Annotated in this window: 39 protein-coding genes and 1 tRNA gene; 4 read left to right on the top strand and 36 right to left on the bottom strand. The window is 65.8% G+C overall.

The window, feature by feature from the left end; translation table 11 throughout:
* Nucleotides 1-33 precede the first annotated feature (33 nt).
* Complete coding sequence (locus tag KBZ13_RS12620; RefSeq protein WP_255009623.1) at nucleotides 34-1251, top strand: ABC transporter substrate-binding protein; 1218 nt, start codon at nucleotides 34-36, stop codon at nucleotides 1249-1251.
* 40 nt (nucleotides 1252-1291) lie between these two features.
* Nucleotides 1292-2083, top strand: coding sequence for a DUF4239 domain-containing protein (locus KBZ13_RS12615; RefSeq protein ID WP_255009621.1), 792 nt, complete (start codon nucleotides 1292-1294; stop codon nucleotides 2081-2083).
* 217 nt (nucleotides 2084-2300) lie between these two features.
* On the opposite strand, the gene KBZ13_RS12610 is transcribed toward KBZ13_RS12615, so the two are convergent.
* From KBZ13_RS12610 to KBZ13_RS12595, 4 genes are all read right to left on the bottom strand, one after another.
* Nucleotides 2301-2780 carry a photosystem I reaction center subunit XI gene (locus KBZ13_RS12610; RefSeq protein ID WP_255009620.1) on the bottom strand — a complete coding sequence of 160 codons (480 nt, stop codon included), beginning with the start codon at nucleotides 2778-2780 and terminating at the stop codon, nucleotides 2301-2303.
* Nucleotides 2781-2827: 47 nt separating this feature from the next.
* Nucleotides 2828-2944: a photosystem I reaction center subunit VIII gene (locus tag KBZ13_RS12605; RefSeq protein ID WP_255009689.1), complete on the bottom strand. Its 117-nt coding sequence runs from the start codon at nucleotides 2942-2944 to the stop codon at nucleotides 2828-2830.
* A gap of 249 nt (nucleotides 2945-3193) precedes the next feature.
* On the bottom strand, nucleotides 3194-4165 hold the full coding sequence (locus KBZ13_RS12600; protein WP_255009619.1) for a glycosyltransferase family 2 protein: 972 nt from the start codon (nucleotides 4163-4165) through the stop codon (nucleotides 3194-3196).
* A gap of 33 nt (nucleotides 4166-4198) precedes the next feature.
* Nucleotides 4199-4966: a C40 family peptidase gene (locus KBZ13_RS12595; RefSeq protein ID WP_255009618.1), complete on the bottom strand. Its 768-nt coding sequence runs from the start codon at nucleotides 4964-4966 to the stop codon at nucleotides 4199-4201.
* 17 nt (nucleotides 4967-4983) lie between these two features.
* Between KBZ13_RS12595 and KBZ13_RS12590 the strand changes: the two genes are divergently transcribed.
* The gene (locus KBZ13_RS12590) at nucleotides 4984-5913 is read left to right on the top strand and encodes a serine hydrolase (RefSeq protein WP_255009617.1); all 930 of its coding nucleotides are present in this window, start codon (nucleotides 4984-4986) and stop codon (nucleotides 5911-5913) included.
* A gap of 13 nt (nucleotides 5914-5926) precedes the next feature.
* Here the strand turns inward: KBZ13_RS12590 and KBZ13_RS12585 are convergent.
* Both KBZ13_RS12585 and alr read right to left on the bottom strand, forming a co-directional pair.
* A tRNA-Ser gene (locus KBZ13_RS12585) sits at nucleotides 5927-6015 on the bottom strand.
* 40 nt (nucleotides 6016-6055) lie between these two features.
* Nucleotides 6056-8554, bottom strand: coding sequence for an alanine racemase (gene alr, locus KBZ13_RS12580; protein WP_255009616.1), 2499 nt, complete (start codon nucleotides 8552-8554; stop codon nucleotides 6056-6058).
* Nucleotides 8555-8664: 110 nt separating this feature from the next.
* Between alr and KBZ13_RS12575 the strand changes: the two genes are divergently transcribed.
* Nucleotides 8665-9165, top strand: coding sequence for an HNH endonuclease (locus KBZ13_RS12575; protein ID WP_255009615.1), 501 nt, complete (start codon nucleotides 8665-8667; stop codon nucleotides 9163-9165).
* 20 nt (nucleotides 9166-9185) lie between these two features.
* On the opposite strand, the gene prfA is transcribed toward KBZ13_RS12575, so the two are convergent.
* The 30 genes from prfA to rplC all read right to left on the bottom strand — a co-directional run bounded on the left by prfA (nucleotide 9186) and on the right by rplC (nucleotide 25792).
* On the bottom strand, nucleotides 9186-10283 hold the full coding sequence (prfA, locus tag KBZ13_RS12570; protein WP_255009614.1) for a peptide chain release factor 1: 1098 nt from the start codon (nucleotides 10281-10283) through the stop codon (nucleotides 9186-9188).
* 82 nt (nucleotides 10284-10365) lie between these two features.
* Nucleotides 10366-10650, bottom strand: a complete 285-nt coding sequence (gene rpmE, locus KBZ13_RS12565; RefSeq protein ID WP_255009613.1) for a 50S ribosomal protein L31 — start codon at nucleotides 10648-10650, stop codon at nucleotides 10366-10368.
* Nucleotides 10651-10658: 8 nt separating this feature from the next.
* Nucleotides 10659-11066, bottom strand: a complete 408-nt coding sequence (gene rpsI, locus KBZ13_RS12560; RefSeq protein ID WP_255009612.1) for a 30S ribosomal protein S9 — start codon at nucleotides 11064-11066, stop codon at nucleotides 10659-10661.
* Nucleotides 11063-11515, bottom strand: a complete 453-nt coding sequence (gene rplM, locus KBZ13_RS12555) for a 50S ribosomal protein L13 (protein ID WP_255009611.1) — start codon at nucleotides 11513-11515, stop codon at nucleotides 11063-11065. Before rplM ends, rpsI begins: the two co-directional genes overlap by 4 nt.
* A 178-nt stretch (nucleotides 11516-11693) precedes the next feature.
* Nucleotides 11694-12632, bottom strand: coding sequence for a tRNA pseudouridine(38-40) synthase TruA (gene truA, locus KBZ13_RS12550; protein ID WP_409995657.1), 939 nt, complete (start codon nucleotides 12630-12632; stop codon nucleotides 11694-11696).
* Nucleotides 12629-12979: a 50S ribosomal protein L17 gene (rplQ, locus tag KBZ13_RS12545; RefSeq protein WP_255009609.1), complete on the bottom strand. Its 351-nt coding sequence runs from the start codon at nucleotides 12977-12979 to the stop codon at nucleotides 12629-12631. Before rplQ ends, truA begins: the two co-directional genes overlap by 4 nt.
* 38 nt (nucleotides 12980-13017) lie before the next feature.
* Nucleotides 13018-13959, bottom strand: a complete 942-nt coding sequence (locus tag KBZ13_RS12540) for a DNA-directed RNA polymerase subunit alpha (RefSeq protein ID WP_255009685.1) — start codon at nucleotides 13957-13959, stop codon at nucleotides 13018-13020.
* 56 nt (nucleotides 13960-14015) lie between these two features.
* Nucleotides 14016-14408: a 30S ribosomal protein S11 gene (rpsK, locus tag KBZ13_RS12535; RefSeq protein ID WP_255009607.1), complete on the bottom strand. Its 393-nt coding sequence runs from the start codon at nucleotides 14406-14408 to the stop codon at nucleotides 14016-14018.
* Nucleotides 14409-14471: 63 nt separating this feature from the next.
* Nucleotides 14472-14837 (bottom strand): 30S ribosomal protein S13, encoded by a 366-nt coding sequence (rpsM, locus tag KBZ13_RS12530; RefSeq protein ID WP_255009605.1) that lies wholly within the window; start codon nucleotides 14835-14837, stop codon nucleotides 14472-14474.
* Nucleotides 14838-14941: 104 nt separating this feature from the next.
* A complete protein-coding gene (gene rpmJ / locus KBZ13_RS12525) occupies nucleotides 14942-15055 on the bottom strand; it encodes a 50S ribosomal protein L36 (protein WP_006173336.1) in 114 nt (37 codons plus the stop codon).
* 46 nt (nucleotides 15056-15101) lie between these two features.
* Nucleotides 15102-15650 (bottom strand): adenylate kinase, encoded by a 549-nt coding sequence (locus KBZ13_RS12520; RefSeq protein WP_255009604.1) that lies wholly within the window; start codon nucleotides 15648-15650, stop codon nucleotides 15102-15104.
* The gene (secY, locus tag KBZ13_RS12515; RefSeq protein WP_255009602.1) at nucleotides 15647-16966 is read right to left on the bottom strand and encodes a preprotein translocase subunit SecY; all 1320 of its coding nucleotides are present in this window, start codon (nucleotides 16964-16966) and stop codon (nucleotides 15647-15649) included. Before secY ends, KBZ13_RS12520 begins: the two co-directional genes overlap by 4 nt.
* A 90-nt stretch (nucleotides 16967-17056) precedes the next feature.
* Nucleotides 17057-17512: a 50S ribosomal protein L15 gene (rplO, locus tag KBZ13_RS12510; RefSeq protein WP_255009600.1), complete on the bottom strand. Its 456-nt coding sequence runs from the start codon at nucleotides 17510-17512 to the stop codon at nucleotides 17057-17059.
* Between the two features lie 7 nt (nucleotides 17513-17519).
* Entirely contained in the window at nucleotides 17520-18182 is a 663-nt protein-coding gene (rpsE, locus tag KBZ13_RS12505; RefSeq protein ID WP_255009598.1) for a 30S ribosomal protein S5, read from the bottom strand.
* A gap of 14 nt (nucleotides 18183-18196) precedes the next feature.
* Nucleotides 18197-18562: a 50S ribosomal protein L18 gene (gene rplR / locus KBZ13_RS12500; protein WP_255009597.1), complete on the bottom strand. Its 366-nt coding sequence runs from the start codon at nucleotides 18560-18562 to the stop codon at nucleotides 18197-18199.
* A 32-nt stretch (nucleotides 18563-18594) separates the two neighbouring features.
* Nucleotides 18595-19134: a 50S ribosomal protein L6 gene (gene rplF, locus KBZ13_RS12495; RefSeq protein WP_255009595.1), complete on the bottom strand. Its 540-nt coding sequence runs from the start codon at nucleotides 19132-19134 to the stop codon at nucleotides 18595-18597.
* A gap of 16 nt (nucleotides 19135-19150) precedes the next feature.
* The gene (rpsH, locus tag KBZ13_RS12490; protein WP_255009592.1) at nucleotides 19151-19552 is read right to left on the bottom strand and encodes a 30S ribosomal protein S8; all 402 of its coding nucleotides are present in this window, start codon (nucleotides 19550-19552) and stop codon (nucleotides 19151-19153) included.
* Between the two features lie 19 nt (nucleotides 19553-19571).
* Nucleotides 19572-20111 (bottom strand): 50S ribosomal protein L5, encoded by a 540-nt coding sequence (gene rplE, locus KBZ13_RS12485; RefSeq protein ID WP_255009591.1) that lies wholly within the window; start codon nucleotides 20109-20111, stop codon nucleotides 19572-19574.
* An 88-nt stretch (nucleotides 20112-20199) separates the two neighbouring features.
* Nucleotides 20200-20556 (bottom strand): 50S ribosomal protein L24, encoded by a 357-nt coding sequence (rplX, locus tag KBZ13_RS12480; RefSeq protein WP_255009590.1) that lies wholly within the window; start codon nucleotides 20554-20556, stop codon nucleotides 20200-20202.
* A gap of 1 nt (nucleotide 20557) precedes the next feature.
* Complete coding sequence (rplN, locus tag KBZ13_RS12475) at nucleotides 20558-20923, bottom strand: 50S ribosomal protein L14 (protein WP_255009589.1); 366 nt, start codon at nucleotides 20921-20923, stop codon at nucleotides 20558-20560.
* 12 nt (nucleotides 20924-20935) lie between these two features.
* Nucleotides 20936-21187: a 30S ribosomal protein S17 gene (gene rpsQ / locus KBZ13_RS12470; protein WP_255009587.1), complete on the bottom strand. Its 252-nt coding sequence runs from the start codon at nucleotides 21185-21187 to the stop codon at nucleotides 20936-20938.
* Between the two features lie 16 nt (nucleotides 21188-21203).
* Nucleotides 21204-21416 carry a 50S ribosomal protein L29 gene (gene rpmC / locus KBZ13_RS12465; protein ID WP_255009585.1) on the bottom strand — a complete coding sequence of 71 codons (213 nt, stop codon included), beginning with the start codon at nucleotides 21414-21416 and terminating at the stop codon, nucleotides 21204-21206.
* A gap of 3 nt (nucleotides 21417-21419) precedes the next feature.
* Nucleotides 21420-21881: a 50S ribosomal protein L16 gene (rplP, locus tag KBZ13_RS12460; RefSeq protein WP_255009577.1), complete on the bottom strand. Its 462-nt coding sequence runs from the start codon at nucleotides 21879-21881 to the stop codon at nucleotides 21420-21422.
* Nucleotides 21882-21897: 16 nt separating this feature from the next.
* Nucleotides 21898-22626: a 30S ribosomal protein S3 gene (gene rpsC, locus KBZ13_RS12455; protein ID WP_255009575.1), complete on the bottom strand. Its 729-nt coding sequence runs from the start codon at nucleotides 22624-22626 to the stop codon at nucleotides 21898-21900.
* Nucleotides 22627-22645: 19 nt separating this feature from the next.
* Entirely contained in the window at nucleotides 22646-23005 is a 360-nt protein-coding gene (gene rplV, locus KBZ13_RS12450; protein ID WP_255009573.1) for a 50S ribosomal protein L22, read from the bottom strand.
* A gap of 10 nt (nucleotides 23006-23015) precedes the next feature.
* Nucleotides 23016-23291, bottom strand: coding sequence for a 30S ribosomal protein S19 (gene rpsS, locus KBZ13_RS12445; protein ID WP_255009571.1), 276 nt, complete (start codon nucleotides 23289-23291; stop codon nucleotides 23016-23018).
* Between the two features lie 35 nt (nucleotides 23292-23326).
* A complete protein-coding gene (gene rplB, locus KBZ13_RS12440; protein ID WP_255009569.1) occupies nucleotides 23327-24190 on the bottom strand; it encodes a 50S ribosomal protein L2 in 864 nt (287 codons plus the stop codon).
* Nucleotides 24191-24205: 15 nt separating this feature from the next.
* Entirely contained in the window at nucleotides 24206-24508 is a 303-nt protein-coding gene (locus KBZ13_RS12435) for a 50S ribosomal protein L23 (RefSeq protein WP_255009567.1), read from the bottom strand.
* On the bottom strand, nucleotides 24501-25136 hold the full coding sequence (gene rplD / locus KBZ13_RS12430) for a 50S ribosomal protein L4 (protein ID WP_255009565.1): 636 nt from the start codon (nucleotides 25134-25136) through the stop codon (nucleotides 24501-24503). Before rplD ends, KBZ13_RS12435 begins: the two co-directional genes overlap by 8 nt.
* Nucleotides 25136-25792: a 50S ribosomal protein L3 gene (gene rplC / locus KBZ13_RS12425; protein WP_255009563.1), complete on the bottom strand. Its 657-nt coding sequence runs from the start codon at nucleotides 25790-25792 to the stop codon at nucleotides 25136-25138. Before rplC ends, rplD begins: the two co-directional genes overlap by 1 nt.
* Nucleotides 25793-26013: the final 221 nt, after the last annotated feature.

Raw genomic sequence — 26013 nt, 5'->3', positions numbered from 1 at the left:
TTTAGGATTCACCCATGGGGCGAAATCGCGTGAATGCCTGGCTTCCGTAGTCGTGCAGGGTTGGCGGCCATTCGTTGCTCTTCCTTTGGGCTGGTGCGCCGCAGACTGCTGGTTCTCCTGGTGACAGCGGGAGGTGCGCTCACGTTGATCGTTCCCGCCATCTGGCTTCGTGCTTCCGAGGCCGGCATCAACCAACGAACCATCCTGCTGGGACAGTCGGTCCCCTTGACGGGTCCATCTGGACAGCTGGGGCAAGCCTTCGTGGCGGGCTCCTTGGCCTACTTCGATCTGGTCAACTCCCAAGGCGGCGTCTACGGTCGCAGGATTGCGGTCCAAGTGCTTGATGATCAATACGACCCGGTCAAAACCGCTCGCAATGTGCGCGATCTGATTCGATCGCAAAAGGTCTACGCCCTGTTTGGCTTGATCGGTGTTCCCGGTATTCAAGCCGCTTTGCCAGAGATGCGGAGCCAGGGCGTTCCCCTGGTGGCGCCCGTCAGTGGCGCCCAGCTGATTCGGAACCCCACCGATCCGTTGATCTTCAACATACGAGCCAGTTACTACCAGGAGGCCGAGCGGCTTGTTGCTTACCTGGCCCGTTATGGATTCCGTGATGTGGCGGTGTTCTATCAGAACGATGGTTATGGCCGCGATGGGCTGCGTGGGGTTGAGCTTGCCCTTGCTCGGCGCCGGATGAAGCTGGTGAAGACGGCGACTGTGCAACGCAACAGCTTGGAGACCGCAGTGGCGGCACGGCAGATTCATGATGCCAAGCCCGATGCTGTGGTGATGATCTCCACCTATGGAACGGTGGCCAGTTTTGTGCGCAACATCAAGTCACTGGGGTCTGAGGCCCAGCTGATGAGCGTATCGTTCGTCGGTAGTCTTCCCCTGGCCAAGGCCTTGGGACCCCTCGGTCGCAACATCGGCATCACCCAGGTTGTGCCATTCCCCTGGGATGCCACCAAGCCAATCGTTCACGAGTATCAGAGCATTCTGCGCCGCTCGGATCCACGCCTTCGCTTCAGCTTTTACAGCCTTGAAGGCTTTCTTGCGGCTAAGACCACGGTGGAAGCGCTACGTCGGGCAGGGCCTAATCCCACTCGGGCCTCCTTGCGGCGGGGCCTGGAATCGATGAGCAACGTTGATTTTGGGGGTTTTAAACTGTCCTTCTCACCTGCCAATCACAACGGCAGCGACTTTGTTCAACTCACGTTCATGATGGGAGGTGGCGCTAATTTTATTCACTGATCCTGAATCTAGCCATTGCAATCATTTGCCCATTTGAATCATGTTTGCGTTCATCAATCAACTGCTCCCCTTCTTGATCGGAGTGATCCGCATCTACGGAGTCGCCCTGTTGCTGATGTTCCTGGCGCTCAAGCTTGTGTCTTATTTGCGGCGCCGCAAGCTGCTGAGTGACCAGTTCGATCCGATCATGTTGGGACCTCTGGCCAGCATCTACGGATTGGTGACGGCGTTTCTGCTCTCCAATGCCTTCATTCATGTGTTGGAGTTGAATTCCACCGCCACTGCCGAAGCGGTCACCTTGAACAGGCTCGGGGCCCTCGTTTCGGTGCTACCTGAGGAGCAGCGGGTGGAGGCGCGCCGACTGGTCTACGACTACGCCGATTCGATTGCCGAAAGTGAATCCAAGACCATGCGCTCCGGTCAGCGCAGCCCCCAGACCAGTTTGGCCCTTGATGAGTTGCAGCTGTTTTTCTCCTCCAAGGATGCCAATTTACCCAAGATGGCTGATGAGTCACCCTCGGAGACGCTCTACCAGCAGAAGTCTGCGGAGATTCTCTACAACATCATTGATGCCCGGGAAAAGCGCCTATCCCAGGCCAAGCCGAACTTCCAGTCGATTCTTTGGGTTGCAGTTCTTGTGCTCTACTTTGCGATTGCTGTTCTCCTGTTTGCGACCGCCCGAGGCGGGTGGCGCCACAGGCTTAATGGTGGCTCTCTGTTGATCGCCTTGCCTTTGCCGGCTCTTTTCCTTGATTTATTCTCTAATCCATTTACTTCGGGCTTGATTCAGACGGAGTCAATTTTCAGGGCTCTCTTTGAGCGCAATATTTAAATCTCACCCAGGCTGTCGCTGATCTCTCCTCCGCGTTGTGCTGACCGCTGTGCCCCATGCGTACAAAGGAGGATGTTCCTGGTCAACTGGCCTTGCCGAAGTCATGCGACCAGGCCAGATTTCGTGCGCCCATGAAAAAGCCCCAGCTTTCGCCGGGGCCTGTTGATGGGAAGGTGTGAGCCTCTCTCGAGCGACGTGGGCCGATCAACCCAGGGCTTCAGCCACCACTGGCGATCTTCACCAGTGGCGAGATGATGGAGGTGCCGGCCAGCAACCAGGCGAAGGCGGCTCCACCGCAACCACCCAGCCAGAAGCCACTGGCGAACTCGGCCCACCCGGCCTTGGTGAACAGGTCGGCGGGTGGATTGTCGATCGTGGCATCGGGAGGTTGCACGTTGGGGCCGTTGCCGGCGGTCCCGTAGATCGAAAGACAGACCGTGAGGATGGTCACCAGGCCGATGGAGGCGAGAAGGCCGGCTGTGCTGGCGTATTCGGTGGAGCGCAGGGGGCCGGTCAGGGCGAAGGGTCCGTAGAGGAAGAACCCGTGGGCCATGCCCACTTCAAGCCCCCGTCGGTTGGGTGAAAGGGACGGACGGTAGGCCGGCAAGGCGTTGAGGAAGGCCTTGGTGAAGTAGTTGCTGTTGACGGGGGTGGCCAGATTGCCGACGCAGGGGTCGGCCACGGGGGTCACGGTCATGGTGGAGGAGGAAGGGTTGAGCGCGAACGGAAGGGCGATCGGGAACGTCAGTCGCTCGCTTCGATCACGTTGAACAGCAGGGCCATCGCCACCGCCGCGCCCAGAATCCCCACAAAGGGAACCAACACCGACGGCAACCAGGCAACGACGAAATCTCCAGTCATCAGCGTGGGCCAACACATCTACCGTCGGTACTGTACGGAGCGCTTCCCAAGCCACTCCAGCCAGCATCGGGCCGCGACATAAAAGTTCAATCCGTCTTGCCGCTGGGACGGCTCTGATCGGTCTTTGACTCCTGACTCGAGCTCGTCCGCCTCTGCTGGCCACCACGGACAACCCTGCCGAGCGGGCCTGCTCCCTGCCGCCCTGACGTCGCGCGGGCCTGGGGGAGCGGAGTTCGCCGTGGCTGACCCTCAGCTACTCAGGCTTCCCCGCAACGTGGCCCGCACCCGGTAGATCGGCCGGCCCTGACTCTCGTGATACGTGCGCATCTGCAGTTCGGCCAGCAGTCCGAAGCAGAACAGCTGCACCCCCGCGAGGATCGCCAGCACGGCGACCATGAGCAGCGGCCGGTTGCCGATGTCCTGGTTCAGCACGACCTTGGCGTAGCTCAGCTGCAGGGCGATCAGCAGGCCGGCGCCGATTCCCACCAGTCCCCCCAGACCGAACACATGCATCGGCCGGGTCAGGAAGCGCTTCATGAAGGTCACCGTGAGCAGATCCATCAGCACCCGGAAGGTGCGATCCAGCCCGTACTTGCTCTGCCCGAAGCGGCGGGCGTGATGCTGCACCTTGACCTCGGTGATGCGCGCCCCCTCGATGAAGGCCAGGGCCGGCAGAAAACGGTGCAGTTCCCCGTAGAGGTTCATGTCGGCGATCACTTCGCGCCGGTAGGCCTTGAGGGAGCAGCCGTAATCATGGAGCTTCACGCCGGTGACCCGGGCGATCAGCCGGTTGGCGATCTTGGAGGGAAGCAGGCGGCTCAGGGCTCCGTCCTGGCGTTGGTGGCGCCAGCCGCTGACCAGATCGAACCCCTCCCCCAGGCGTTCCAGCAGCAGGGGGATGTCGGCTGGATCGTTCTGCAGGTCCCCGTCGAGGGTGACGATCAGCGCTCCGCTGCTGGCGTCGAAGCCAGCGGCCATCGCGGCGGTCTGCCCGTAGTTGCGCCGCAGCAGCACGGCCACCAGTTCGGGCGTCGCTTCCGCTAGCTGCGCGAGCACGCTGGCGGTGGCATCCACTGAGCCATCGTCGACGAACACCAGCTCGAAAGACCGGCCCTGGGGCCGCAGGCTGGCCAGCAACTTCTCAACCAGGAGCGGCAAACTCTCCGCTTCATTGAAGAGGGGCACCACGATGGAGACCTCAGGGCCCTGGGGCACGCTCATGGGTCGAGGTTCAGGGCTGAGGAGGTGTGCAACTTAGGCAAGCGTTGTTCCGTCATGGCAACGCACCACGCGGCCGGCACCGCGCAGCTGTGGGCGGTAGTGGCTCGCCACTGGATGGGTGTCGGCGGGGCTGAGGCCGTCGATGCCCAGCCCATCGCGCCCGTGGTCGCGGCCGGAACTGTGCAGATAGCGGCCACCGCCCAGGTGCAGACCCACGTGGGTGCAGCGCCTGGGTGAGCCGAAGAAGATCAGATCCCCCGCTCTGAGCAGGCGGAACTCGCTGATCCTCACGGCCACCGGCTGGCAGAACCGCTCCTGCTGGTAGGCATCGCGGGGAATCCACACCCCCGCTCGGGCGAAGGCCGATTGGATGAAACCGGAGCAGTCGTAGTCGGGACCGAGGCTGCCTCCCCAGAGGTACTGGTTCGTGATCCTGCTGGCCTGATCTGCCCAGCGCAGCACGGCTGCGATGGCAGCCTCGATCGCCCTTGACTCCAGCAGCCGCGGTTGCCACGGTCCCCGGGCCATGGCGCGGCCGAGCAGATCGGCGGGGTCCACCCAGCAGGGGTAGCCGTCCTCCAGCAGCCGCACCCGCAGCCGACCGCTGTGGGGCTCGGGGCCGGTGAGCACCCGCAGGCCTCGCCCTGCTTCGGCCTGGGTCGCCAGGCCAGGGCCCGTGGGCCGGCTGTAGCCGTTCAGATCCCCCTGCAACTGCCAGTGGCTGCCAGGAATCAGCAGCTCAAGGGCGGCCGGGGTGCCGGGAGGCAGATCCCCCCGGTCCAAGGTGCCTAATCTCACCATTGCTTCTGGCCGCTTCGATGGCGTTCTACCGCCCCGACGAGGGGATGGTCTCGATCCTGGAGGCGTTGATCGAACGGCTCGAGCTGGAGGGCCGTCCGGGGCTGGGAGATCAGCTGTCGATCACCTGGCTGCGCTACGAGGGAAGCTTGATCGATCGAGGCGCGGCCCTGGAGCCGGCGGCCTTCTGGGGCCTGCCGGTGCTGGGGGCCAGCTGGGGCGGATCGCGCCAGCGCTATCCCGCCAGCGTGGTGAAGCTGGTCTACATGGTGGCGGTGGAGGCCTGGTTGCAGCAGCAATGGCTGGAGGAGGGGCCGGAGCTGCGCCGGGCCATGGCCGACATGATCCGTGACTCCAGCAACGACGCCACGGGTTTGTTGGTGGATTTGCTCAGCGGCACCACCAGCGGCCCCGATCTGCTCGCCCCGCGGTTGGCGGCCTGGTCGGCCCAGCGCCAACTGGTGAACGGTTGGCTCGCGGAGCTGGGCTGGCCGGAGTTCGAGGCTTGCAATGCCTGCCAGAAGACCTGGGGTGATGGGCCCTTCGGCCGCGAGCGCCAGTTCTATGGGGAGGACCTGGAGAACCGCAACCGCCTGAGCACCGACGCCACGGCGCGCCTGCTGCATGGGGTGATCGCCGGTGCGTTGGTGTCTCCGCCCGCCTGCGTTCGCATGCGCGCGCTCCTGTCCCGCTCGCTCGATCCCGTTGCTCGGCGCGCCGATCCGGAGAACCAGGTGGATGGCTTCCTGGGGGAGGCCCTGGAGCAGGGCTCCCGGCTGTGGAGCAAGGCCGGCTGGATGAGCCAGGCCCGCCATGACGCCGCCTACGTGGAGGCCGAGGGCCAGGCGCCCTTTCTGCTGGTGGTGTTCAGTGAGGGGGCGGATCGAGCCGCCGACGGGGCGCTGCTGCCCTCGATCGCCCGTGCCCTGGGGCAGGTCACGGCCACTTGAACGGGTTTGGAAACGGAGAGGGAGGGATTCGAACCCTCGACAGAAGTTGCCTCCTGTAACTCCTTAGCAGGGAGCCGCTTTCAACCACTCAGCCACCTCTCCAGGGGGCCCAGAAAGCTTATCAGTGCTGCTGCGAGGCCCCTTAGTCGCCCCGGAACACCCGCTGCACCCGGCGGCTGTCGACGTTGACCAGCAACTCGTAGGGGATTGTGCCGGCACTCTGGGCCACCTCCTCGGGCCGCAGTTCCTGCCCTTCGCTGGCACCGAAGATCAGCACCTCATCGCCCACGGCCGCCTCGGGCACAGCCGAGAGGTCGACGGCCATCGAATCCATCGAGATGCGCCCGATGATCCGCACCCGGTGTCCTTGCACCATCACCACGCCGGCCCCGGCCAGGCGCCAGGGCACCCCGTCGTTGTAGCCGGCCTCGACAATGCCCACCCGCAACTCCTCAGCCTCCACCACGTAGGTGCCGCCGTACCCCACCCGCTGCCCGCGCGTCCACAGCGACACCTGGGCCAGGCGGCTGACGAAGGCCACCGCGAGCTGCAGGTCGAGCGCCGCGGCGACGGCGGCCGAAGGGTGGATGCCGAAGAGCCCCAGGCCCAGCCGCACCATGTCGAAGCGGGCCGCAGGGAAACGCACCGCCGCCGCCGTGGCAGCCGCATGGACGATCAGTGGCTCGGTTGGGTCGCCCTCGTAGCGGATCGCCGCCACGGCCTGCTCGAATCGTTCCAGCTGAGCTTGGCTGTGGCCATCTTCGGCGGGGTCATCGGCGCAGGAGAAATGGGTCATCAGACCGCCCAGGCGGGTCACCCCCGAGCCCCGCAGCAAGCGGGCGGCCGCCAGGGCCTCGGCGGGGGGCACCCCCAGGCGGCCCATGCCGGTGTCGATCTCCAAATGCACATCGCAGCTGGCCCCCAGAGCCCGCAGGCCCTCGATCAAGGTGCGGGCAAAGGCAAGCGAATAGACGACCGGTGTGAGCCGGTAACGCACCACCTTGTCCACCTCCTCACCGTTCATCAACATCACCAGAACCGGCAGCTGCACCCCTGCGCGTCGCACTACGGCCCCCTCATCGGCGGCCGAGACGCCGATCCAATCGACGCCGCTCTCCTGCAGGGTTACGGCCACCCGCGCGAGTTCGGTGCCGTAGGCCCAGGCCTTGAGCACCGCCAGGATCGCGACCCTGGGCCCGCAGAGGGAACGGAAGCGGGCGATGTTTTCGGCGATCGCCCCCAGGTCCACCAGGAAACGCCTGGGCGCCATCGACTCCCAGAGCGCGCGCGCCGCCGCCGCCAACCCTTCATTGCGGGGGCCTTTGACCAAGAGGGTGTCGCCGGGTTCCGCCAGCTGGCGCACGGTGTCGCGCAAGTCGCTGAGGTTCACCTCCAGCACAGGGGCCTCGGGTTTGACCTCGCGCCAGGCCGCCGCCGTGTGCGCCTGGGAGGGGTGGGGCAGCAGCACCAGATGGGTGAAACCGCGTTCCGCCGCCACCCGCCCGATGATCCGGTGCTCCCGTAGATCGAGTTCCCCCAGTTCGCCCATGCCGCCGAACACGAAGATGCGCTTGCCCGGGCCACCGGGGGAGGAGCCCACCGTGTCGAGCGCCGCCTGGACCGAGAGCGGATCAGAGCTGGCGGCATCGTTGATGATCGTGACCCCATCGGGCGTGCGCCAGGTCTCCATGCGCGTGGGACCGAAGGAGTAGTCGTGGAGGGTGGCCGCCACCGCTTCGGGGGTGACCCCCAGGCGGACGGCGGCGGTGATCGCGATCATCAGGTCGGCGATCAGGGGGGCGGAGCGGGTGAGCACGGGGAAGCTCACGGAGCTTGCTTCGAAGGCCACCGTCAGCAGGGTGCCGTTGGGGATGGGGCGCTGCTCCACCAGCCGGGGTGCCTGATCCCCCACCCTCAGCCGCTCGCAGGGCAACGGTTGGGCCTCCACCAGCGGGTCGTCCGGGGTGATCACCCAACCTTGGGCCGGCACCGAGGCGAACAGCCGCAGTTTTTCACGGGCCGTGGTCGCCCGCGTGCCGAAGGCGGCGATGTGGGCGAGGCCCACGTTCACGAGCACGCCCAGATCGGGTTGCAGGATCGTCGCCAGGGCCGCCATCTCACCGGGGGCGGAGACCCCCGCCTCGAACACGCCGATCTCCGTGCCCATGGGTGCGTTCAGCACCGCCAGGGGCACCCCCACCTGACTGTTCCAGCTGCCCGGACTGGCGGCCACGGAGTAGCGCGTCGCCAGCAGGGCGGTGAGCGCCTCCTTGACCACGGTCTTGCCATTGCTGCCTGTGATCGCCACCACCCGCCCCAGGGCCCGGCGCCTGTGCCAGGCCGCCAGCGCCTGCAGGGCCGCCAGGGGTGAGTCCACCTCCAGGCGTGGCAGCGGACAGGACGCGGGCCGCCAGCCGCGCCGGACCACCGCCAGGCCGGCACCCGCCGCCAGGGCAGCCTCCACGAAGGCATGGCCATCGTTCTGGAGGCCCGTCAGGGCGAAGAACACATCCCCCGGTCGCACCCGCCTCGAATCAATCGCAGCCGCCCGCAGGCGTCCCCTGGCCTGATCGGTGTCCCAGGCGCCGCGCAGGTCACCCTCCAGCAGGGTCGCCAGCGCGGGGGGGTCAGGCAACGCCATGGGGACAGGGCCGTTCAGGGGTCGATGGAAGGCGACGGCGCCGATGGCGTCGCTCGACACCAGATCCTGAGCGATGTCCCATTAGCATGCCGCCTAACAGTGGAACTGGCATGCGCCACGTTCTCGTTCTGAACGCCTCCTACGAGCCCCTAAACATCACCACCTGGCGTCGCGCCATGGTGATGCTGCTCAAGGGCAAGGCTGAGGGTCTGGAGCACGATCCCGGGCGGCTGATTCGCGCCGACCATCACCTCCCCACCGTGATCCGGCTGCGGCAGTTCGTTCGCGTGCCCTTCAAGCAATTGCCGCTCACCCGGCGCAACGTCTTCCATCGGGACGGCCACTCCTGCCAGTACTGCGGCTATCAGGGGGAGCAGCTTTCCATCGACCATGTGTTCCCCCGCAGCCGCGGCGGCGGCGACACCTGGGAGAACGTCACCACCGCCTGTCTGCGCTGCAATGTCCACAAGGGCAACCGCACCCCCAGGGAAGCGGGCATGCCCTTGGCGAGGGAACCCAGGCGCCCGATCAGCAGCCTTTACTTCGAAGCCACCCGCCAGATTCGCGCCGGCGCCCACCAGGAGTGGGCCAAGTACGTGATCGGGGCCTGATCGAACCAGGGCCATTCGCCTCATCCCGCGGCGTTCTGGGCCAGCTCCTCCAGTTGCCGGCGCTGGTCCGCGGCGATGCAGCTGCCGATCAGCTCCCCCAGTTGCCCCTGGAGCACAGGTTCGAGCGCGAAGTTGCGCCCCAGGCGGTGGTCGGTGGTGCGGTTGTCCTTGTAGTTGTAGGTGCGGATTTTCTCGCTGCGATCGCCACTGCCCACCTGGGCCCGGCGGGCGGAACTTTCCTTCTCCGCCGCCGCCGCCAGCTGGCGCTCCAGCAGCTTGGCCCGCAGGATCGCCATCGCGCGCTCGCGGTTCTGCAGTTGGGAGCGCTCCTGGGTGCAGAACACCCGGATGCCGGTGGGCTTGTGCAGCAGGTCCACGGCTGTTTCCACCTTGTTCACGTTCTGACCACCGGCCCCGCCCGAACGGGCCGTGCTGATCTGGATCTCGGTGGGGTCGATCTGCACCTCCACGGGATCGGCCTCAGGCATCACCGCCACCGTGGCCGTCGAGGTGTGCACCCGTCCCTGGGATTCGGTGGCCGGCACCCGCTGCACCCGGTGCACGCCGGCCTCGAACTTCAATTGGCTGAACACCCCCTCGCCACGGATCGAGAGGATCAGTTCCTTGAAGCCGCCCATGTCAGCTTCCGAGGCGCTGAGCGGTTCCACCTGCCAGCCCAGTGACTGGGCGTAGCGCTCGTACATGCGGGCCAGATCGCCGGCCCAGATCCCGGCCTCGTCTCCGCCGGCCCCGGCCCGGATCTCCAGCATCACGCTGCGCTCATCGCGGGGGTCCCTGGGCAGCAGCGCCAGGGTGAGCCGCTGTTCCAGATCGGCGATGGTGGTTGCCAGGACGGTCAACTCTTCCTGGGCGAGTTGCTCCATCTCGGGGTCACCGCGGTGGTTGCGGAGCAGCTGGCGCGCTTCGCCCTGTTCGCCCAGCAGCCCGTTGAGCCGCTCGTAGTCGGTGACCAGTGGCTCAAGCCGTGCCCGTTCCCGGGCGATGCGCTCGAGCTGCCCTGGGTTGGCGGCCACATCGGGATCCGCCAGTTGCCGCTCCAGGCTGGCGAAGGTGCGGCAGGCCGTCTCCAGGCGCTCGCTGAGAAAGGTGGCATCCATGGCGATCAGTGCAGCCGCTGCGAACGGCAAAAAGCCGGACGCCTTTCAGCACCCGGCTCAGGCCATCGAGGGAACCGCTGGCTCAGGAGGCCACGGAAACGTCTTCGCTGGCTGCTGCGCTGACTTGCTCACCGGCATCAGTCACTTCGGCGGTAGCAACGCCGCCCATGCCGTATTTGCGCATGAAGCGATCGACGCGCCCCTCGGTGTCGAGGATTTTCTGGGTGCCGGTGTAGAAGGGGTGATTGCCGCTCCACACGTCGACGTGCAGTTCGGGGGAGGTGGAGCCGGTGGTCATGATCACCTCTCCATTGCAGATCACCTTGGCATCGGGATACCAGGTGGGATGGATGTCGGGCTTGGCCATGGTGCGGATCAGCGCTTGGAGAACTGAGGAGCCTTGCGGGCTTTCTTGAGGCCGTACTTGCGCCGTTCCTTGGCGCGGGGATCACGGCTGAGGTGTCCTTCGGTCTTGAGGGGTTTGCGGTTGTCGGGGGACAGATCGCAGAGGGCACGTGCGGCGCCCTGCTTGATGGCATCGGCCTGGCCGGTGAGGCCGCCGCCGCGCACGTTCACCAGCAGGTCGTAGTCGTTGGAGAGCCCCAGGGTCTGGAGGGGTGCCTTGACGGCCGTCAGGTAGCTGGGGTTGTAGTTGAGATAGTTGTCGCCGGGGCGTCCGTTGATGGTGATCGCTCCGGTGCCGGGCACCACCCGAACACGGGCGACGGCGGTCTTGCGACGGCCGGTGCCCCAGTAGACAACGCGGTTGGAGGGAGTGCTCATGAGGCGGAGGTGGCGGGATCGAGCGCGAGCAGCTTGGGTTGCTGGGCAGCGTGGGGATGATCAGTGCCCTTGTAGACCTTTAGCTTGCGGAACAGCTGACGACCGAGGGCGTTGTGGGGAAGCATGCCCTTGATCGCCTTTTCGACCACCCGCTCGGGCAGCCGGGCATGGAGGGCTTCGAAGCTCTCGGTCTTCATGCCGCCCGGACGGCCGGAATGGCGGCGGTAGATCTTCTGGTTGGCCTTGTTGCCACTGACCCGGATCTTGTCGGCGTTGATGATGACGACGAAGTCACCGGTATCGAGGTGGGGGGTGAAGTTGGGGTTGTTCTTACCCCGCAGCACCTGGGCCACTTCACTGGCCAGGCGGCCGAGGGTCTGATCCGCTGCGTCCACCAGAAACCACTGGCGCTCGAGGGAATCAATCTGGGGAACGAGGGTCTTGTTCATCGCACCGGTTGGCCGGATCGGTAGCGCACCATCCCGGTGGATGGGGCTGGACAGGGAGTGACGGCAGGGCGCCTGGGGACCAGGGACCGCAAACGCGACTCTGTTGACCCTACCCCTCCGTCGGGGCGGCCCTGAATCAAGGCACACTCCAGGAAGAGAGATGGGGGATCGAAGGCACTCAGGAGTGGGGATCGCTCCCCGGCTCTGGTCCATGGTTCTGCCGGCTCAGAGGCTCCGGCAGACGGGGCAAAAGCTCCGGTGGATCAGGGATTTCCAGCAGATACCGCGGTTGGCAATCATACCACGCAGCTTTTGGGAATACGGGCTCGGGGTAGCCCACCCGCAGCAGGCAGAGGCCCTGGGGTGGAGCCGCTTCTTTGACCTCGCCGCGGGCCCGCTGGCGCCAGCGGCGCTCGAACTCACGGGCGGGGAGCCTTCCTTCACCCACCGCCACCAGTTGGCCCATCAGCAGGCGAACCATGCCGTAGAGGAAGCCGCTGGCCTGGATTTCGGTCACGATCAGATCACCCTGGCGCTCCAGGCTCACCTCCTGAACCGTGGTGCGGGTGTGGGGGCGGCTGCTGCCTGCTCGCTGGAAGGCGGCGAAGTCGTGGTGGCCGAGCAGGCCCCGCAGGCAGGCGAGCATGGCCTGCTCATCCAGCCTCACCTGGTAGCGGTGCCAGCTGAAGGGCGCCATAAACAGATTGGCCCTGCGGGAGTTGTGGATCGTGTAGCGGTAGCGCCGGTGCTCGGCGCTGAAGCACGCATGCCAGTCGGAGCCCACGGCCGCCGCCGCCTGGACTCGGATGCTGGCCGGCAGACGACCGTTGAGGGCAGCAGGCCAGCGCTGGGCGGGGATTGGTCCGGCGCAGTCGAAATGGACCACCTGGGCGGCGGCATGGACGCCCGCGTCGGTGCGACCAGCGGCGAACACACGCGCCGGACCTTCTGGATCCAAGCGGGACATCGCCTCTTCGAGCACCTGCTGGACACCAAGTCCGATGGGTTGGCGCTGCCAACCGCAGTAGGGGGCTCCGTCGTACTGAAGGCAGAGGGCGATCCTGCGCAGGGCCGGAGCCTCGGCCGCTGGCTGAGGGCTGACGTCCTGGGTGCTCAGACCAGCTCGATGATCGCCATTTCGGCGTTGTCGCCGCGGCGGGGCACGGTGCGGATGATGCGGGTGTAGCCGCCGTTGCGCTCGCCGTAGCGCTCCTGGGCCTTGTCGAACAGGGCGTGCACCAGTTGCTTGTCGAAGATGTAGCCGATGGCGCGGCGGCGGGCCGAGAGGCTGCCTTCCTTGGCCAGGGTGATCATGCGCTCGGTCTCATTGCGCAACGCCTTAGCACGGGCCTTGGTGGTGGTCACCCGGCCTTCGCGGATCAGTTGGGTGGTCAGACCACGGAGCAACGCCTTGCGTTGGTCGGCGGGGCGTCCCAGCAGGGGGACTCGGCACTGGTGTCGCATGGTTCTGAGGCTGGGGAAGGGAAACGTTGGGCCGCCGATCAGGCGCTGGTGCGGCTCTGGGGCAGGGAGATGCCGATGCGCTCAAGCGCTTCGATCACCTCATCGGCCGACTTGGAGCCGAAGTTCTTGATCTCCAGCAGATCCTCGTAGCTGAAGCCCATCAGATCGGAAACAGAGTTCACCTGGGCCCGCTTGAGGCAGTTGTAGGCGCGAACGGACAGGTTCAGCTCCTCCAGGGGAATCTGGGCTTCGGCCGAGGGCTCGGGTTCGAGGCCGCCGGGCTCATCCACCAGGCTGAGGGTGGCCAGGGGCTGGAACAGGCCGATCAGTTCGTTGGCCGCCTGGGCCATGGCGTCGTCAGGGGTGACCGAGCCATCGGTGTGGATCTCCAGGCGCAGGCGCTCGCGGGCGGATCCGCCTTCGCCCACGGCCGTTTCATCGACCGTGTAGTTGACACGACGCACGGGCATGAACACCGCGTCGATCTGGAGCAGGTCGATGGCACTGACGTCTTCGTGGTGACGGTCCACCGGGCGGTAGCCGACACCGCGCTCGACGTGAACCTCCAGCTCAAGGCTGTGGCCCTCGGCGACGGTGGCGATCACGCGCTGGCCATCGATCACCTGGACCTGGGGGGAGAACTGCAGGTCGTTGGCCGTGACGGTGGCCGGACCGGTGGCCACCAGACGACCGATCTCCAGGTCACGGCTGCGGCTGTTGACGGCGATTTCCTTGCAGTTGAGCAGGATGTCGAGCACGTCTTCCCGGACACCGGGCACGGTGGCGTATTCGTGGTTGACGCCAGCGATGCGGACGGCGGTGATGGCGCTGCCCTCAAGGCCGCCCATCAGGGCACGGCGCAAAGCATTGCCGAGGGTGATCGCATGGCCCCGGTCGAGGGGGCCGATCACGAACACGCCGGTCTGGGAACGGTCGTCGGCGATCTGGTGTTCGGTCCGATCGATCTGGTACTGCAGCACGGTGCGAAGCTCGAGAGGGTGGGGGAAGCGGGCCTCGACGGGCCGGATGTGGACGATCAGACGCGACGGCGCTTGGCTCGCCTGCAACCGTTGTGGGGCAGAGGTGTGACGTCGCGGATCAGGGTGATCTCCAGGCCGGCCACCTGCAGAGCGCGGATGGCGGTTTCACGCCCTGAGCCGGGGCCGCGAACGAGCACTTCGATCTGGCGCATGCCCTGCTCAAGGGCCCGCCGGGCTGCCGCTTCCGCGGCCGTCTGGGCAGCGAAGGGGGTGCCTTTGCGGGCGCCCTTGAAGCCACTGGCCCCTGCCGAGGACCAGGAGATCACTTCGCCCGAGGTGTCGGTGATCGAGACGATGGTGTTGTTGAAGGTGCTCTGGATGTGGGCCACACCATTGGGCACGTTGCGCTTCGTCTTCTTCGCGCCGGATTTTTTGGCTGGCTTCGCCATGGAGGGGGGCCTGGGAAAGGGAAGGGGGAGGAGGAATGCCCCGATGGGGGTTCGGAGGACGGCTTACTTCTTCTTGCCGGCCACGGTCTTGCGGGCGCCACGGCGGGTGCGGGCGTTGGTGCGGGTGCGCTGACCACGGACCGGAAGGCCCATGCGGTGCCGACGACCACGGAGGCAGCCGATGTCCTGGAGCCGCTTGAGAGCCATGCCCTCCTGACGGCGCAGGTCACCCTCGAGGGTGAAGCCCTCGGCGGCGACCCGCAGCTTCTGGACATCGGCGTCGTCAAGGTCTTTGACGCGGATGTCGGGGTTGACCCCGGTCTTGGCCAGGATCTTCTGGGCCCGGGTCAGCCCGACGCCATAGATGTAGGTGAGAGCAATCTCGACCCTCTTGTCACGAGGGATGTCGACGCCGGCAATCCGAGCCACGAAAGAAACGATCAGTTGAGCAAGGGGTGGCCTGGGATCAGGCCGTTGGACGCACCCCAGGGGGTGAATCCGCCGCCCAGGGGGGGCGGTGGGTCGGGGCCTGGTCAGCCCTGACGCTGTTTGTGCTTGGGGTTGGTGCAGATGACCATCACCCGGCCGTGGCGACGAATCACCCGGCACTTGTCGCACATTTTCTTGACTGAGGCACGCACCTTCATGGTGGTGGACTCTCCGAATTTCCAAACAGCGACCCTACCACACGGGTCAATCCAGGGCGGCGCTGATGCGCTCGGCAATCGCCTCCACCGTGCCGCTGGATTCCACGGCAACCAGCAAACCTTGCTGGTTGTAGTGCTCGATCAGGGGTGCCGTCTGCTCGGCGTAGACCGAGAGGCGATGACGGATCACGGCTTCGTTGTCGTCAGCGCGACCACGCCCCAGCAGCCGTTGCAGCAGCAGGTCGTCGTCGAGCTCCATCAGCACCACCCGTTCGATCGGCTGAGCCAGTTCGGTGAGCAGGGTTTCCAGCGCTTCGGCCTGGGTCAGGTTGCGGGGGAAGCCATCCAACAGCCAGCCGCCTTGGTGGCCGCTCAGGCGGCCACGCACGATCGCCAGCACCAGCTGGTCGCTGACCAGTTCGCCGCGGGCCATCACGGCCTCGGCCTCCTGGCCCAGGGCCGTGCCGGCTTTGACCTCTCCTCGCAGCAGGTCGCCGGTGGAGAGATGCAGCAGCCCGCGGGAGGCGCAGAGGAGTTGGGCCTGGGTGCCCTTGCCGGCCCCGGGGGGGCCGAGAAACAGAATGCGTTGGGTCATTGGCGCACCATGCCTTCGTAGCGCTGGGAAATCACGTAGGTCTGGACCTGTTTGGCCGTGTCGATCGCCACACCCACCAGGATCAGCAGCGAGGTGGCACCGAGGCCCTGGAAAGTGCGCACCTGGGTGGCCCCCTCCACGGCCGAGGGGATGATCGCCACCGACCCCAGGAACAGTGCCCCCAGGAGTGTGAGCCGATTCTGAACCCCTGAGAGATAGAGGGCCGTGGCCGAACCCGGCCGCACCCCGGGCACGGCCACACCACTGCGCTTGAGGTTGGTGGCGATGTCGAGGGGGTTGACGGTGAGCGTGGCGTAGAAAAAGGAGAAACCGCAGATCAGGGCGAAGAACACCAGGGCGTAGAGCCAGGGGGTGCTGCTGTTGGGGTTGAGGTAACTCGCCGCCTGGATCAGCCAGGGGGAGCGGGTCACGTTGGCAATGGTCAGGGGGAGGAAGATCACCGCCGAAGCGAAGATGATCGGCATCACGCCACCGGCGTTGAGCTTCAGGGGCAGGTAGCTCTGGCGGGCCGCCAGGCTGCTGGTCTGTCCCACCTGGCGCTTGGCGCTGATGATCGGGATGCGCCGGTAGCCCTCCTGCACGAAGATGATCCCGACGATCGTGATCAGGAACACCAGTACCAGCATCACGATGCCGCCCACGGTGCTGCGGTCGCCGCTCTGGGCCAGTTCGATCGTGGAGCCGAGGGCCTTGGGCAGGGTGGCCACGATGTTGACGAAGATCACCAGGGAGGCTCCCTGGCCGATGCCCCGTTCGGTGATCACCTCACTCACCCACATCACCACCATCGAGCCGGTCACCAGGGCCAGGGCGGTCTGAATCACGAACACCGGTTCGCTCAGTCCCGGCAGGGCGTACTGCTTGAGGATGAGCGCGAACACCGTGCTCTGCAGGATGCCCCAGCCCAGGGCCACGTAGCGGGTGATCTGGGCGAGCTTGCGGCGTCCGGCCTCGCCTTCGTTCTTCTGCAGCTCCTCAAGGCTGGGGATGGCCGCCGTGAGCAGCTGGATGATGATCGAGGCATTGATGAACGGCAGGATCCCCAGGGCGAAGACCCCCAGGGTGGAGAGACCGCCGCCGGTGAAGATGTCGAGGAAGCCGATCAACTGGCCGCCCCTGGAGATGAATTCCTGAAAGGCCACCCGATCGATGCCGGGCATGGGCACGTAGATGCCCAGACGGACCATCAACAGCAATCCGAGCGTGATCAGCACCCGGTCGCGGAGGCCTTTGGCCTGGACCATCTGGGTGAGGATTTCCCCGGCACTGGGGTTTCTCCCCCGGCTGATGAGCATGGCTTGTCGCAGTCGAGGGGATGACGAGGACGGACGGCCTGGCCTAGGGGCTGGATGCGGAAGGGATCACCGGGGTGCCCGAGGGACGGGTCAGTCGATGATCTCGCAGCTGCCGCCCGAGGCTTCGATCTTCTCGCGGGCGCTGGCGGTGAAGGCCGCCGCCTGGACGGTGAGCTTCACCTTGAGGTCGCCGTTGCCGAGGATCTTCAGGGGATGCTTGGGACTGGTGACCAGCCCTTCTTTGACCAGCAGATCCAGGTTCACCGTGGTGCCGGCCTTGAGCTCCGACAGCTTGGAGACGTTCAGCACCGTGAACTGCTTCTGGTTCACCAGGGGGAAGTGCTTGAGCTTGGGCAGACGGCGGTAGAGGGGCATCTGGCCCCCCTCGAAGCCCGGCCGGGTGGGGCTGCCGGAGCGGGATTTCTGGCCGCGCATGCCGAAGCCGCAGCTGGCGCCCTGGCCGGCGGCGATGCCGCGACCTTTGCGTGTCTTGCGGCGACGGGCCCCGACCTGGGGCTTGAGGGTATCGAGACGGAGGTTGGTCATGGCGGACTCAGGAGTAGATCTGCTCGAGGGAGATGCCGCGCTCCTTGGCGGTCTCCTTGTGGGTGCGAAGCGCCTGGAGGGCGTCCATGGCGGCGCGGGCGTTGTTGAGGGGGGTCTTGCTGCCCAGGCGCTTGGCCAGGATGTTCTTGATCCCCGCCAGCTCCAGCACCGTGCGGATCGAGCCGCCGGCGATCACCCCGGTGCCCGGGGCAGCGGGACGGATCAACACGCTGGCGGCACCGTCACCCCCGCGGCTGAGGGTGGGGATCGAGCTGTGACGGGTGAGGGGCACCTTCACCAGATGCTTCTTGCCGTCGGCCACGCCCTTGCGAACGGCGCCGATGACGTCACCGGCCTTGCCGACGCCCACGCCCACCTGACCGCGCTCGTTGCCGACCACGACGATGGCCCGGAAGCTCATCTTCTTGCCGCCCTTGACGGTCTTGGAGACCCGGCGGATCTGAACCACACGCTCCTGCCATTCGGAGTCGCGTTCCTGACCGCGTCGGTTGTCGCGGCCCCGGCCACCGCCCTTGCGGTCACCGCCCCTGCCCTCGTTGCGGCCACCGCCGCCACCGCGCCGCTGTTCATGCTGGCCTTCGGCCGCCGCAGGAACGTCGGCCGCCGCCGGGATGTCGTTGGACTGAATCTGGTTGTTGGTTTCGGTCATGGTGAGAGCAGGGATCAGAACTGAAGGCCCGCTTCCCGGGCGGCGTCAGCCAGGGCCTTCACCCGGCCGTGGTACAGGTTGCCACCGCGATCGAAGACCACCTGCTGGATGCCCTGGGCGAGGGCACGCTTGGCCACCAACTCACCAACGGCCACGGAGGCATCGGTGGTGTTGCTGGTGGTGAGGGCGATGCGCAGATCCTTGTCGAGGGTCGAGGCGGCGGCCAGGGTGTTCTGGGCGTCGTCGTCGATGACCTGGGCGTAGATGTGGTTGTTCGAGCGGAACACGGCCAGACGCGGACGTTGGGCCGTGCCTGTGAGATGGCGACGCAGGCGGCGGTGCCGTTTCTGGGTCTGCTGTTTGCGGGAAAGGGAGGACATGGCGGTACGGGGTGGGGGCGGTCAGATCGACCTCATTTCTTACCGGTCTTGCCGGCTTTGCGGAGGATCCGCTCGCCCTCGTACTTGATGCCCTTGCCCTTGTAGGGCTCGGGAGGACGAATGGCGCGCACTTTGGCGGCTTCGTTGCCCACCAGCTCCTTGTCGGCTCCGGAGACGAACACCTGGGTGTTGTTCTCCACGGCGAAGGTGATCCCATCGGGGGGGACCATCTCCACCGGGTGGCTGTAGCCCGCCAGGACCACAAGGTTGCGGCCCTTGAGCTGGGCCCGGTAGCCCACCCCGATGATTTCCAGTTTGCGTGTGAACCCCTGGCTGACCCCCTCGACCATGTTGGCGACGAGGGTGCGGCTGAGGCCGTGGCGCTCCCGGGAGCGGCGACTCGTGTTGGCGGGAGCCACCACCACGGAGGAATCCTCCTGGCTGATCAACACCCCATCGGGGAGGGTGCGGGACAACTCACCTTTGGGCCCCTTCACGGTGACGGCCAAGCCATTGAGGCTGACGGTCACCTTGGCGGGGACGGGGATCGGGGCTTTACCTATGCGTGACATGAATCAATCTCCCAGGTCAATAGACGTAGCAGAGCACTTCGCCGCCGACACCCTGCTTGCGGGCGTCACGGTCGCTCATCACACCTTTTGAGGTGGAGATGATGGCCACTCCGAGTCCGCCCAGCACCTTGGGGAGCTGGCGGGTGTTCTTGTAGATGCGCAGGCCGGGCTTGCTCACCCGCTGCACGCGGCGGATGGTGGGCTGCCGGTGCTTACCGCTGTACTTCAGCTGGAGGACGAGGTGGCTTTGCACCCCTTCGCCCTCTTCGCTGATCTCGGCGATGAAGCCTTCCTGCTGCAGCACCTTGGCGATGCTGAGCGCCATGCGCGAAGCGGGAACCTTGGTGTTCTCGTGCTTCTTCTCACTCGCATTGCGGATGCGGGTGAGCAGGTCTGAAATTGGGTCGTGGTTGGCCATGGTCGGGTCCGAAGAGGGCTCAGTTGCTGCGGAACGGCATTCCCATCTCGCGGAGGAGGGCCCGGCCCTCTTCGTCGTTACGGGCACTGGTCACGATGGTGATGTCCATGCCGCGGATGGCGTCGATCTTGTCGTAGGAGATTTCAGGGAAGATGATCTGTTCCCGAACCCCCAGGGTGTAGTTCCCCCGGCCGTCGAAACTCTTGGGGCTGACGCCACGGAAGTCGCGGATGCGCGGCAACGCCAGGTGGATCAGGCGCTCCAGGAAGGCGTACATCCGCTCACCCCGGAGGGTGACGGCCACGCCGATCGGCATGCCCTGGCGGATTTTGAAGGCGGCGATCGCCTTCTTCGCCCGGGTCACCACCACCTTCTGGCCGGTGATGGTGGCCAGTTCGGCAATGGAGGCCTCGAGGGCCTTGGCATTCTGGGCGGCTTCACCGAGGCCCCGGTTGACGGTGACTTTCAGCACCTTGGGGACTTCGTGGACGTTGGAGAGATCGAGATCCTTGAGCAACTTGGGCTGGATCGTCTCCCGGTAGCGCTGTTTCAGTGACATGACGGGGGGAAGGGGTGCGCTTCTGGGCGTGGTCAGAAGGCGGACAGGGACGCGGGAGGGGAAAGAGGGAGGGTGGGGGGTCTGGCGTTCAGTCGATCAGTTCGCCGGTCTTTTTGAGGCGGCGTTTCTTGGAGCCGTCCTTGTCGACGACGATCTCCACCCGGCTGGCCACCTTTTTGTTGGTGGAGTACAGCATCACATTCGAGGCATGCACGGAGGCCTCCTCGGTGACGATGCGGCCGCTTTCGCCCTCCTGGGTGGGCTTGACGTGACGGGTGCGCAGGTTGATGCCCTGCACAATCACGCGGTTTTCGTTAGGCAGGGTGCGGAGCACCTCACCGGTCTTGCCCTTGTCCTTGCCGGCGATCACCTGGACGGTGTCGCCTTTGCGGATGCGCAACTTGATGCGCTGGGTGGGCTTGGCTTTGACGGTGGCGGTAGCCATCTCAGATCACCTCCGGAGCGAGGGACACGATCTTGGTGAAGTTCCGCTCCCGCAGTTCGCGGGCGACGGGACCGAAGACGCGGGTGCCCTTGGGGTTGTTGTCGTTGCCGAGGATCACCGCGGCGTTGTCGTCGAAGCGGATCGAATTGCCCGTGTCACGACGGAGGGTGGCCCTGGTGCGCACCACCACTGCTTTCACTACATCCGATTTCTTGACGCCCATGTTGGGCATGGCGTCTTTGACGGCGGCCACAATCACATCGCCCACGTGGGCGTAGCGACGGTTGGTGCCGAGCACCCGGATGCACTGAATGCGCTTGGCGCCACTGTTGTCAGCGACGTTTAGGTAGGTTTCCTGCTGAATCATTTTGAGAACTCCTCAGCTGGCGCCGTTGGGGGTAAGAACTTCGGCCACGGTCCAGCGCTTGGTGCGGCTGAGCGGTCGGGTTTCGGTGATCCGAACCCGATCGCCGACGCGGCAGGCGTTGGCTTCATCGTGGGCCTTGTAGCGGGTGGTGCGGCTGACGGTCTTTTGGTAGATGGGGTGGGGGAAGCGGTTTTCCACCGCCACCACCACCGTTTTGTCCATCTTGTCGCTGACGACGGTGCCGACCCTTTCCTTGAGTGCCATGGGATCGAGGGGGGTATCAGGTGGAGACGGTGGAGCGCTTGCGCTCCGCCTGCACCGTCTGAAGCTGGGCCAGCTTGATGCGGGCCAGCTTGAAACGGTGGGGTTGCTCCAGTCGGCGGGTGGCCTGCTGGAAGCGCAGGTCGAACAGTTCGCGGCGGGTGCCGTCGATCTGCTCGTTGAGTTCGCCGTCGCTGAGTTTGCGCAGGTCGGCGATGTCGGGGCGTGCCATGGGTCAGGCCTCCACGGGTTGAACGGGGACCGAGGTGGTTTCCGCCTCCTGGTCGGCCAGGGTCAGAAACTTGGTCTTGATCGGCAGTTTGTACTGCGCCAGGCGCATGGCCTCCCGGGCAATCGTTTCGGTGATCTCGGGACCGCCCATCTCAAAGAGAATGCGCCCCGGTTTGATCACGGCCACCCAGAACTCCGGGTTGCCCTTACCGGAACCCATGCGGGTTTCGGCAGCGCGCATGGTCACGGGCTTGTCGGGGAAGATCCGGATCCAGATCTTTCCGCCCCGTTTGACGCTGCGGCTCATGGCACGCCGGCTGGCCTCGATCTGGCGGGAGGTGATCCACCCGCACTCCTGGGCTTGAAGGGCAAACTGACCGAAGGCAACGGTGTTGCCTCGGGTGGCGACGCCGCACATGCGGCCCCGTTGCTGTTTGCGGAATTTGACGCGTTTTGGACTCAGCATGGTTCAGGTCTCCTGATCACTCCTCGTTGGAGCGGTCTTCGAACTGTTGGGGCCGCCGGCTGGCCCTGCGCTTGGGACCGGCACCCACGGGCAGTTGTTCCTGCTGCCCGGGGAGGATTTCACCTTTGAAGACCCAAACCTTGATGCCCAGCACCCCGTAGGTGGTGGTGGCCACCTTGGTGGCGTAGTCGATGTCGGCGCGGAGGGTGTGCAGGGGCACACGGCCTTCGCGAGTCCATTCCGTACGGGCGATCTCAGCCCCGTTGAGGCGGCCGCTCACCTGGATCTTCAGCCCCAGGACCCCAGCCCGCTGGGCGCGCTGAACGGTCATGCGCAGCACACGGCGGAAGGCCACGCGCTTCTCCAGCTGCTGGGCGATGTATTCGGCCAGCAGGTAGGCGTCGGCGTCGACCCGCTCCACTTCCACCACGTTGATGCGCACCTGACGGTGGGTATCGCCGATGGTTTTCTGGATGCCGGCGCGCAGGTCTTCGATGCCGCTGCCCTGGCGGCCCACCAGTACGCCGGGGCGTGCCGTCTTGAGTTCGACCTCGAGTTGGTCGGCCTTACGGGCGATCAGCACATCGCTGATGCCGGCGCTGGCGTACTTCTTGTGGATGAAGGTGCGAATCCGGTCGTCCTCCTGAAGAAGGATCGGATAGGTCTTGCTGGGGGCGTACCAACGGGAGCGGTGGTCCTGGGTGATCCCCAGGCGCAGGCCGGTTGGATGGATCTTGTGTCCCATCGGGCGGTGTCCTCGGGGGTCAGGCGGTGGTGGCTGCCACAGCAATGCTGATGTGGCAGGTTTGTTTCTTGATCGCGTAGGCACGGCCCTGGGCGCGCGGCCGGAACCGCTTCAGGGAGGGGCCCATGTCCGCCGTGGCCTGGCTCACCACCAGGCTGGCGGGGTCGAGCCCCAGGTTGTGCTCCGCATTCGCCACGGCGGACCGCAACACCTTGGTGATGGGGCCCGTGGAGCGGTAGGGCATGAACTCAAGCAGGATCAGCGCTTCCCGGTAGGACCGGCCACGGATCTGATCGAGCACACGACGCACCTTGGATACGGATCCGCGGATGTAGCGGCCGTGGGCAAGGGCTTGGGTGGTGGGGGTGGAATTGGCCATAAGTCGATCCTTAACGGGCACCTTTCTTGTCCTTGATGTGGCCCCGGAAGGTGCGCGTGGGGGCGAACTCCCCAAGCTTGTGACCCACCATCTGCTCCGTCACGTAGACGGGAACATGGGCTTTGCCGTTGTGAACGGCAATGGTGTGGCCGATCATCATCGGCAGGATGGTGGAAGCGCGTGACCAGGTCTTGATCACACCCTTGTCACCGGCGGTGTTCTGGGCCTCGACCTTGCGGAGCAGGCTGTCGGCCACAAACGGACCTTTTTTGAGTGAACGTCCCATGGCGGTTTAAGCAGACAACAAAACGGTGGTGAGCATCAGGAATCCCGTCCGCCACGGCTCCGCTTGGAGGTGCGGCGACGCTTCCGGAGCACGAACCGGTTGCTGGGTTTGTTGCGTTTGCGGGTCTTGAGGCCCAGGGCGGGTTTGCCCCAGGGGGTGACCGGACCGGAGCGGCCGATCGGTGCCCGACCCTCGCCACCACCGTGGGGGTGGTCGCAGGGGTTCATGACGCTGCCGCGCACCTGGGGGCGACGGCCGAGCCAGCGCTTGCGGCCGGCCTTGCCGAGGCTGGTGTTGCGCACTTCGGCGTTGCCGACTTCGCCGAGGGTGGCGTAGCACTCCCGGCGCACCAGACGCACTTCGGTGGAGGGCAGCTTGAGGGCGACATAGTCGCCTTCTTTGGCCATCACCTGGGCACTGGCTCCGGCGGTGCGCACCATCTGTCCACCGCGGCCGGCATAGAGCTCGACGTTGTGGACGCTGGAGCCCAGGGGGATCGCCGAGAGGGGCAGGGCGTTGCCGGTTTCGATCGGGGCCTCGGGCCCGGAAATCACCTGCTGGCCAAGCTCAACCCCTGCGGGGGCCAGGATGTACCGCTTCTCGCCATCGACGTAGAAGAGCAGCGCCAGGCGCGCGTTGCGGTGCGGGTCGTAGTGAATAGCCGCCACTTTGGCGGCCACGCCGTGCTTGTCACGGCGGAAGTCGACCATGCGGTATAGGCGCTTGTGGCCGCCGCCGCGGTGGCGGCAGGTGATCACGCCGCGGTTGTTGCGGCCCTTGCGCCGGTGCTTGGCCTCAACAAGGCTGCGCTCGGGCTTGCGCTCGGTGACTTCACTGAAGTCGCTCGCCACCCGGGTGCGGGTGCCGGGGGTGTAGGGGCGGTACTTACGGATTGCCATAACGGTTCAGACCCCTCAGGACTCAGGGAAAAGCTGGATGGCGTTGCCTTCGGCCAGGCGCACCACCGCCTTTTTCACCTGGGCACGCTTGCCGGCGAAACGGCCCACCCGGCGCGCGCGCCGGGGAGGGTTCATGGTGCTGATGCCGATGACACGCACGTCGAACAGCTGTTCGACGGCGGCCTTGATGTCGGGTTTGGCGGCCCGGTGATCCACCTCGAAGGTGTACTGGTTCTGCTCGAGGGCGCGGGTGGCCTTCTCGGTGATCAGCGGCCGGCGGATGACATCCGCGAGCCGACCTGCGAAACGCTCAGTCATCGCCGTAGACCTCCTGAATCTTTGCGAGGGCTTCTTCGCTCACCACCAAGGTGTTGGCGTGGAGCAGATCGAACACGTTGAGCTGATCGGCGGCGATCAACTTGACGGTTTCGAGGTTGCGCACCGAACGGCGCACCACCTCGCTGGCGCCATCGAGCACCAGCAACACCTTGGAGCCCTCGGCGATGCCGAGACGCTGCAGGGCAGCGGTGATCTCCTTGGTTTTGGGGGTTTCGAGGTCTGCGGCGAAGCCTTTGACCACCACGAGATTCTCGAGGCGGCTCACCAGGGCGGTGCGCAGGGCGAGGCGACGCTCCTTGCGGTTCATCGCCTTGGTGTAGGTGCGGGGCTTGGGCCCGAAGGTCACGCCACCACCGGGGCGCAGGGGGGTGCGGATCGAACCCTGGCGGGCCCGGCCCGTGCCTTTCTGCTTGTAGGGCTTGCGGCCACCACCACGCACTTCGGAGCGGGTGAGGGTGCTGGCCGTGCCCTGGCGGGCATGGGCCAGCTGGCGAACGACGGCGCGGTGCACCAGAGCGTTGGCGCTCGATTCCTTGGCGACCCGGAGCTCAAGGCTGGCCTTGCCGGCCTCCTTGCCCTGCCAGTCGCGAATCTGAATGTCAGCCATCACTTCCCTCCGTTGGCAGGCTTGGTACCCACCCGCTTGGCGGGGGAGATGTTCAGCAGGCTGCCGGGCTTGCCGGGCACCGAGCCTTTGACCACCAGCAGGTTGCGCTCGGTGTCCACCTTCAGGATCGTCAGACCTCGGGTGGTGATCTGCTTGCCGCCGTAGCGGCCCGCCATGCGCTTGCCGGGGTAGACCCGGCCGGGCGTGGTGCCGGCGCCGATCGAACCAGGCTCGCGGTGGTTCTTTGAACCGTGGCTCATGGGGCCACGGCTGAAGCCGTGGCGCTTCTGCAGACCGGTGAAGCCGCGGCCCATGGTGTCGCCGCTGACATCGATCTTCTGGCCGGCTTCAAACGCGGCGACGGTGATGGAGGAGCCCAGCTCCAGGCCATCGACGCTGTCGACGCGGTATTCGCGCAGATGGCGCAGGGGCTCGCTGCCGGATTTGGCCAGGTGGCCCCTGGCAGGCTGGTTCACCAGCTTTTCGCGGATGTCGCCAAAGCCGACCTGCACGGCGACGTAGCCGTCGGTGCCGGTGCTCTTGAGTTGGGTGATGCGGCAGGGACCCGCCTCGATCACGGTGACCGGGATGGATCTGCCTGCATCGTCGAAGAATTGGGACATGCCCAATTTCTTCCCGAGGATGCCGATGGACATAGGAGGATGAAAAACGCCAGCGGAACCACCGATCGCCAGGTCCGAAGGGACGGCGAAGGATGTGGGCTGATTCGATCGAACGCAGACGGAACCGGGGCCATCCCGTGAAGGAGGAATCCGGTTGGCTAGCGGGAGGCGAAACAGCAGGCTGGGACTTGAGGAACCGGACCCTTGGGCGCTCACCGATCAAAGATCGGCCGTGCCATTGGGCGCATTCGACA

It is taken from the genome of Cyanobium sp. ATX 6F1, from assembly GCF_024346315.1.
Taxonomy (GTDB): domain Bacteria; phylum Cyanobacteriota; class Cyanobacteriia; order PCC-6307; family Cyanobiaceae; genus ATX-6F1.
Note: the sequence above shows the minus strand (reverse complement) of the source record. Positions and strands in the feature narration are given on the sequence as shown.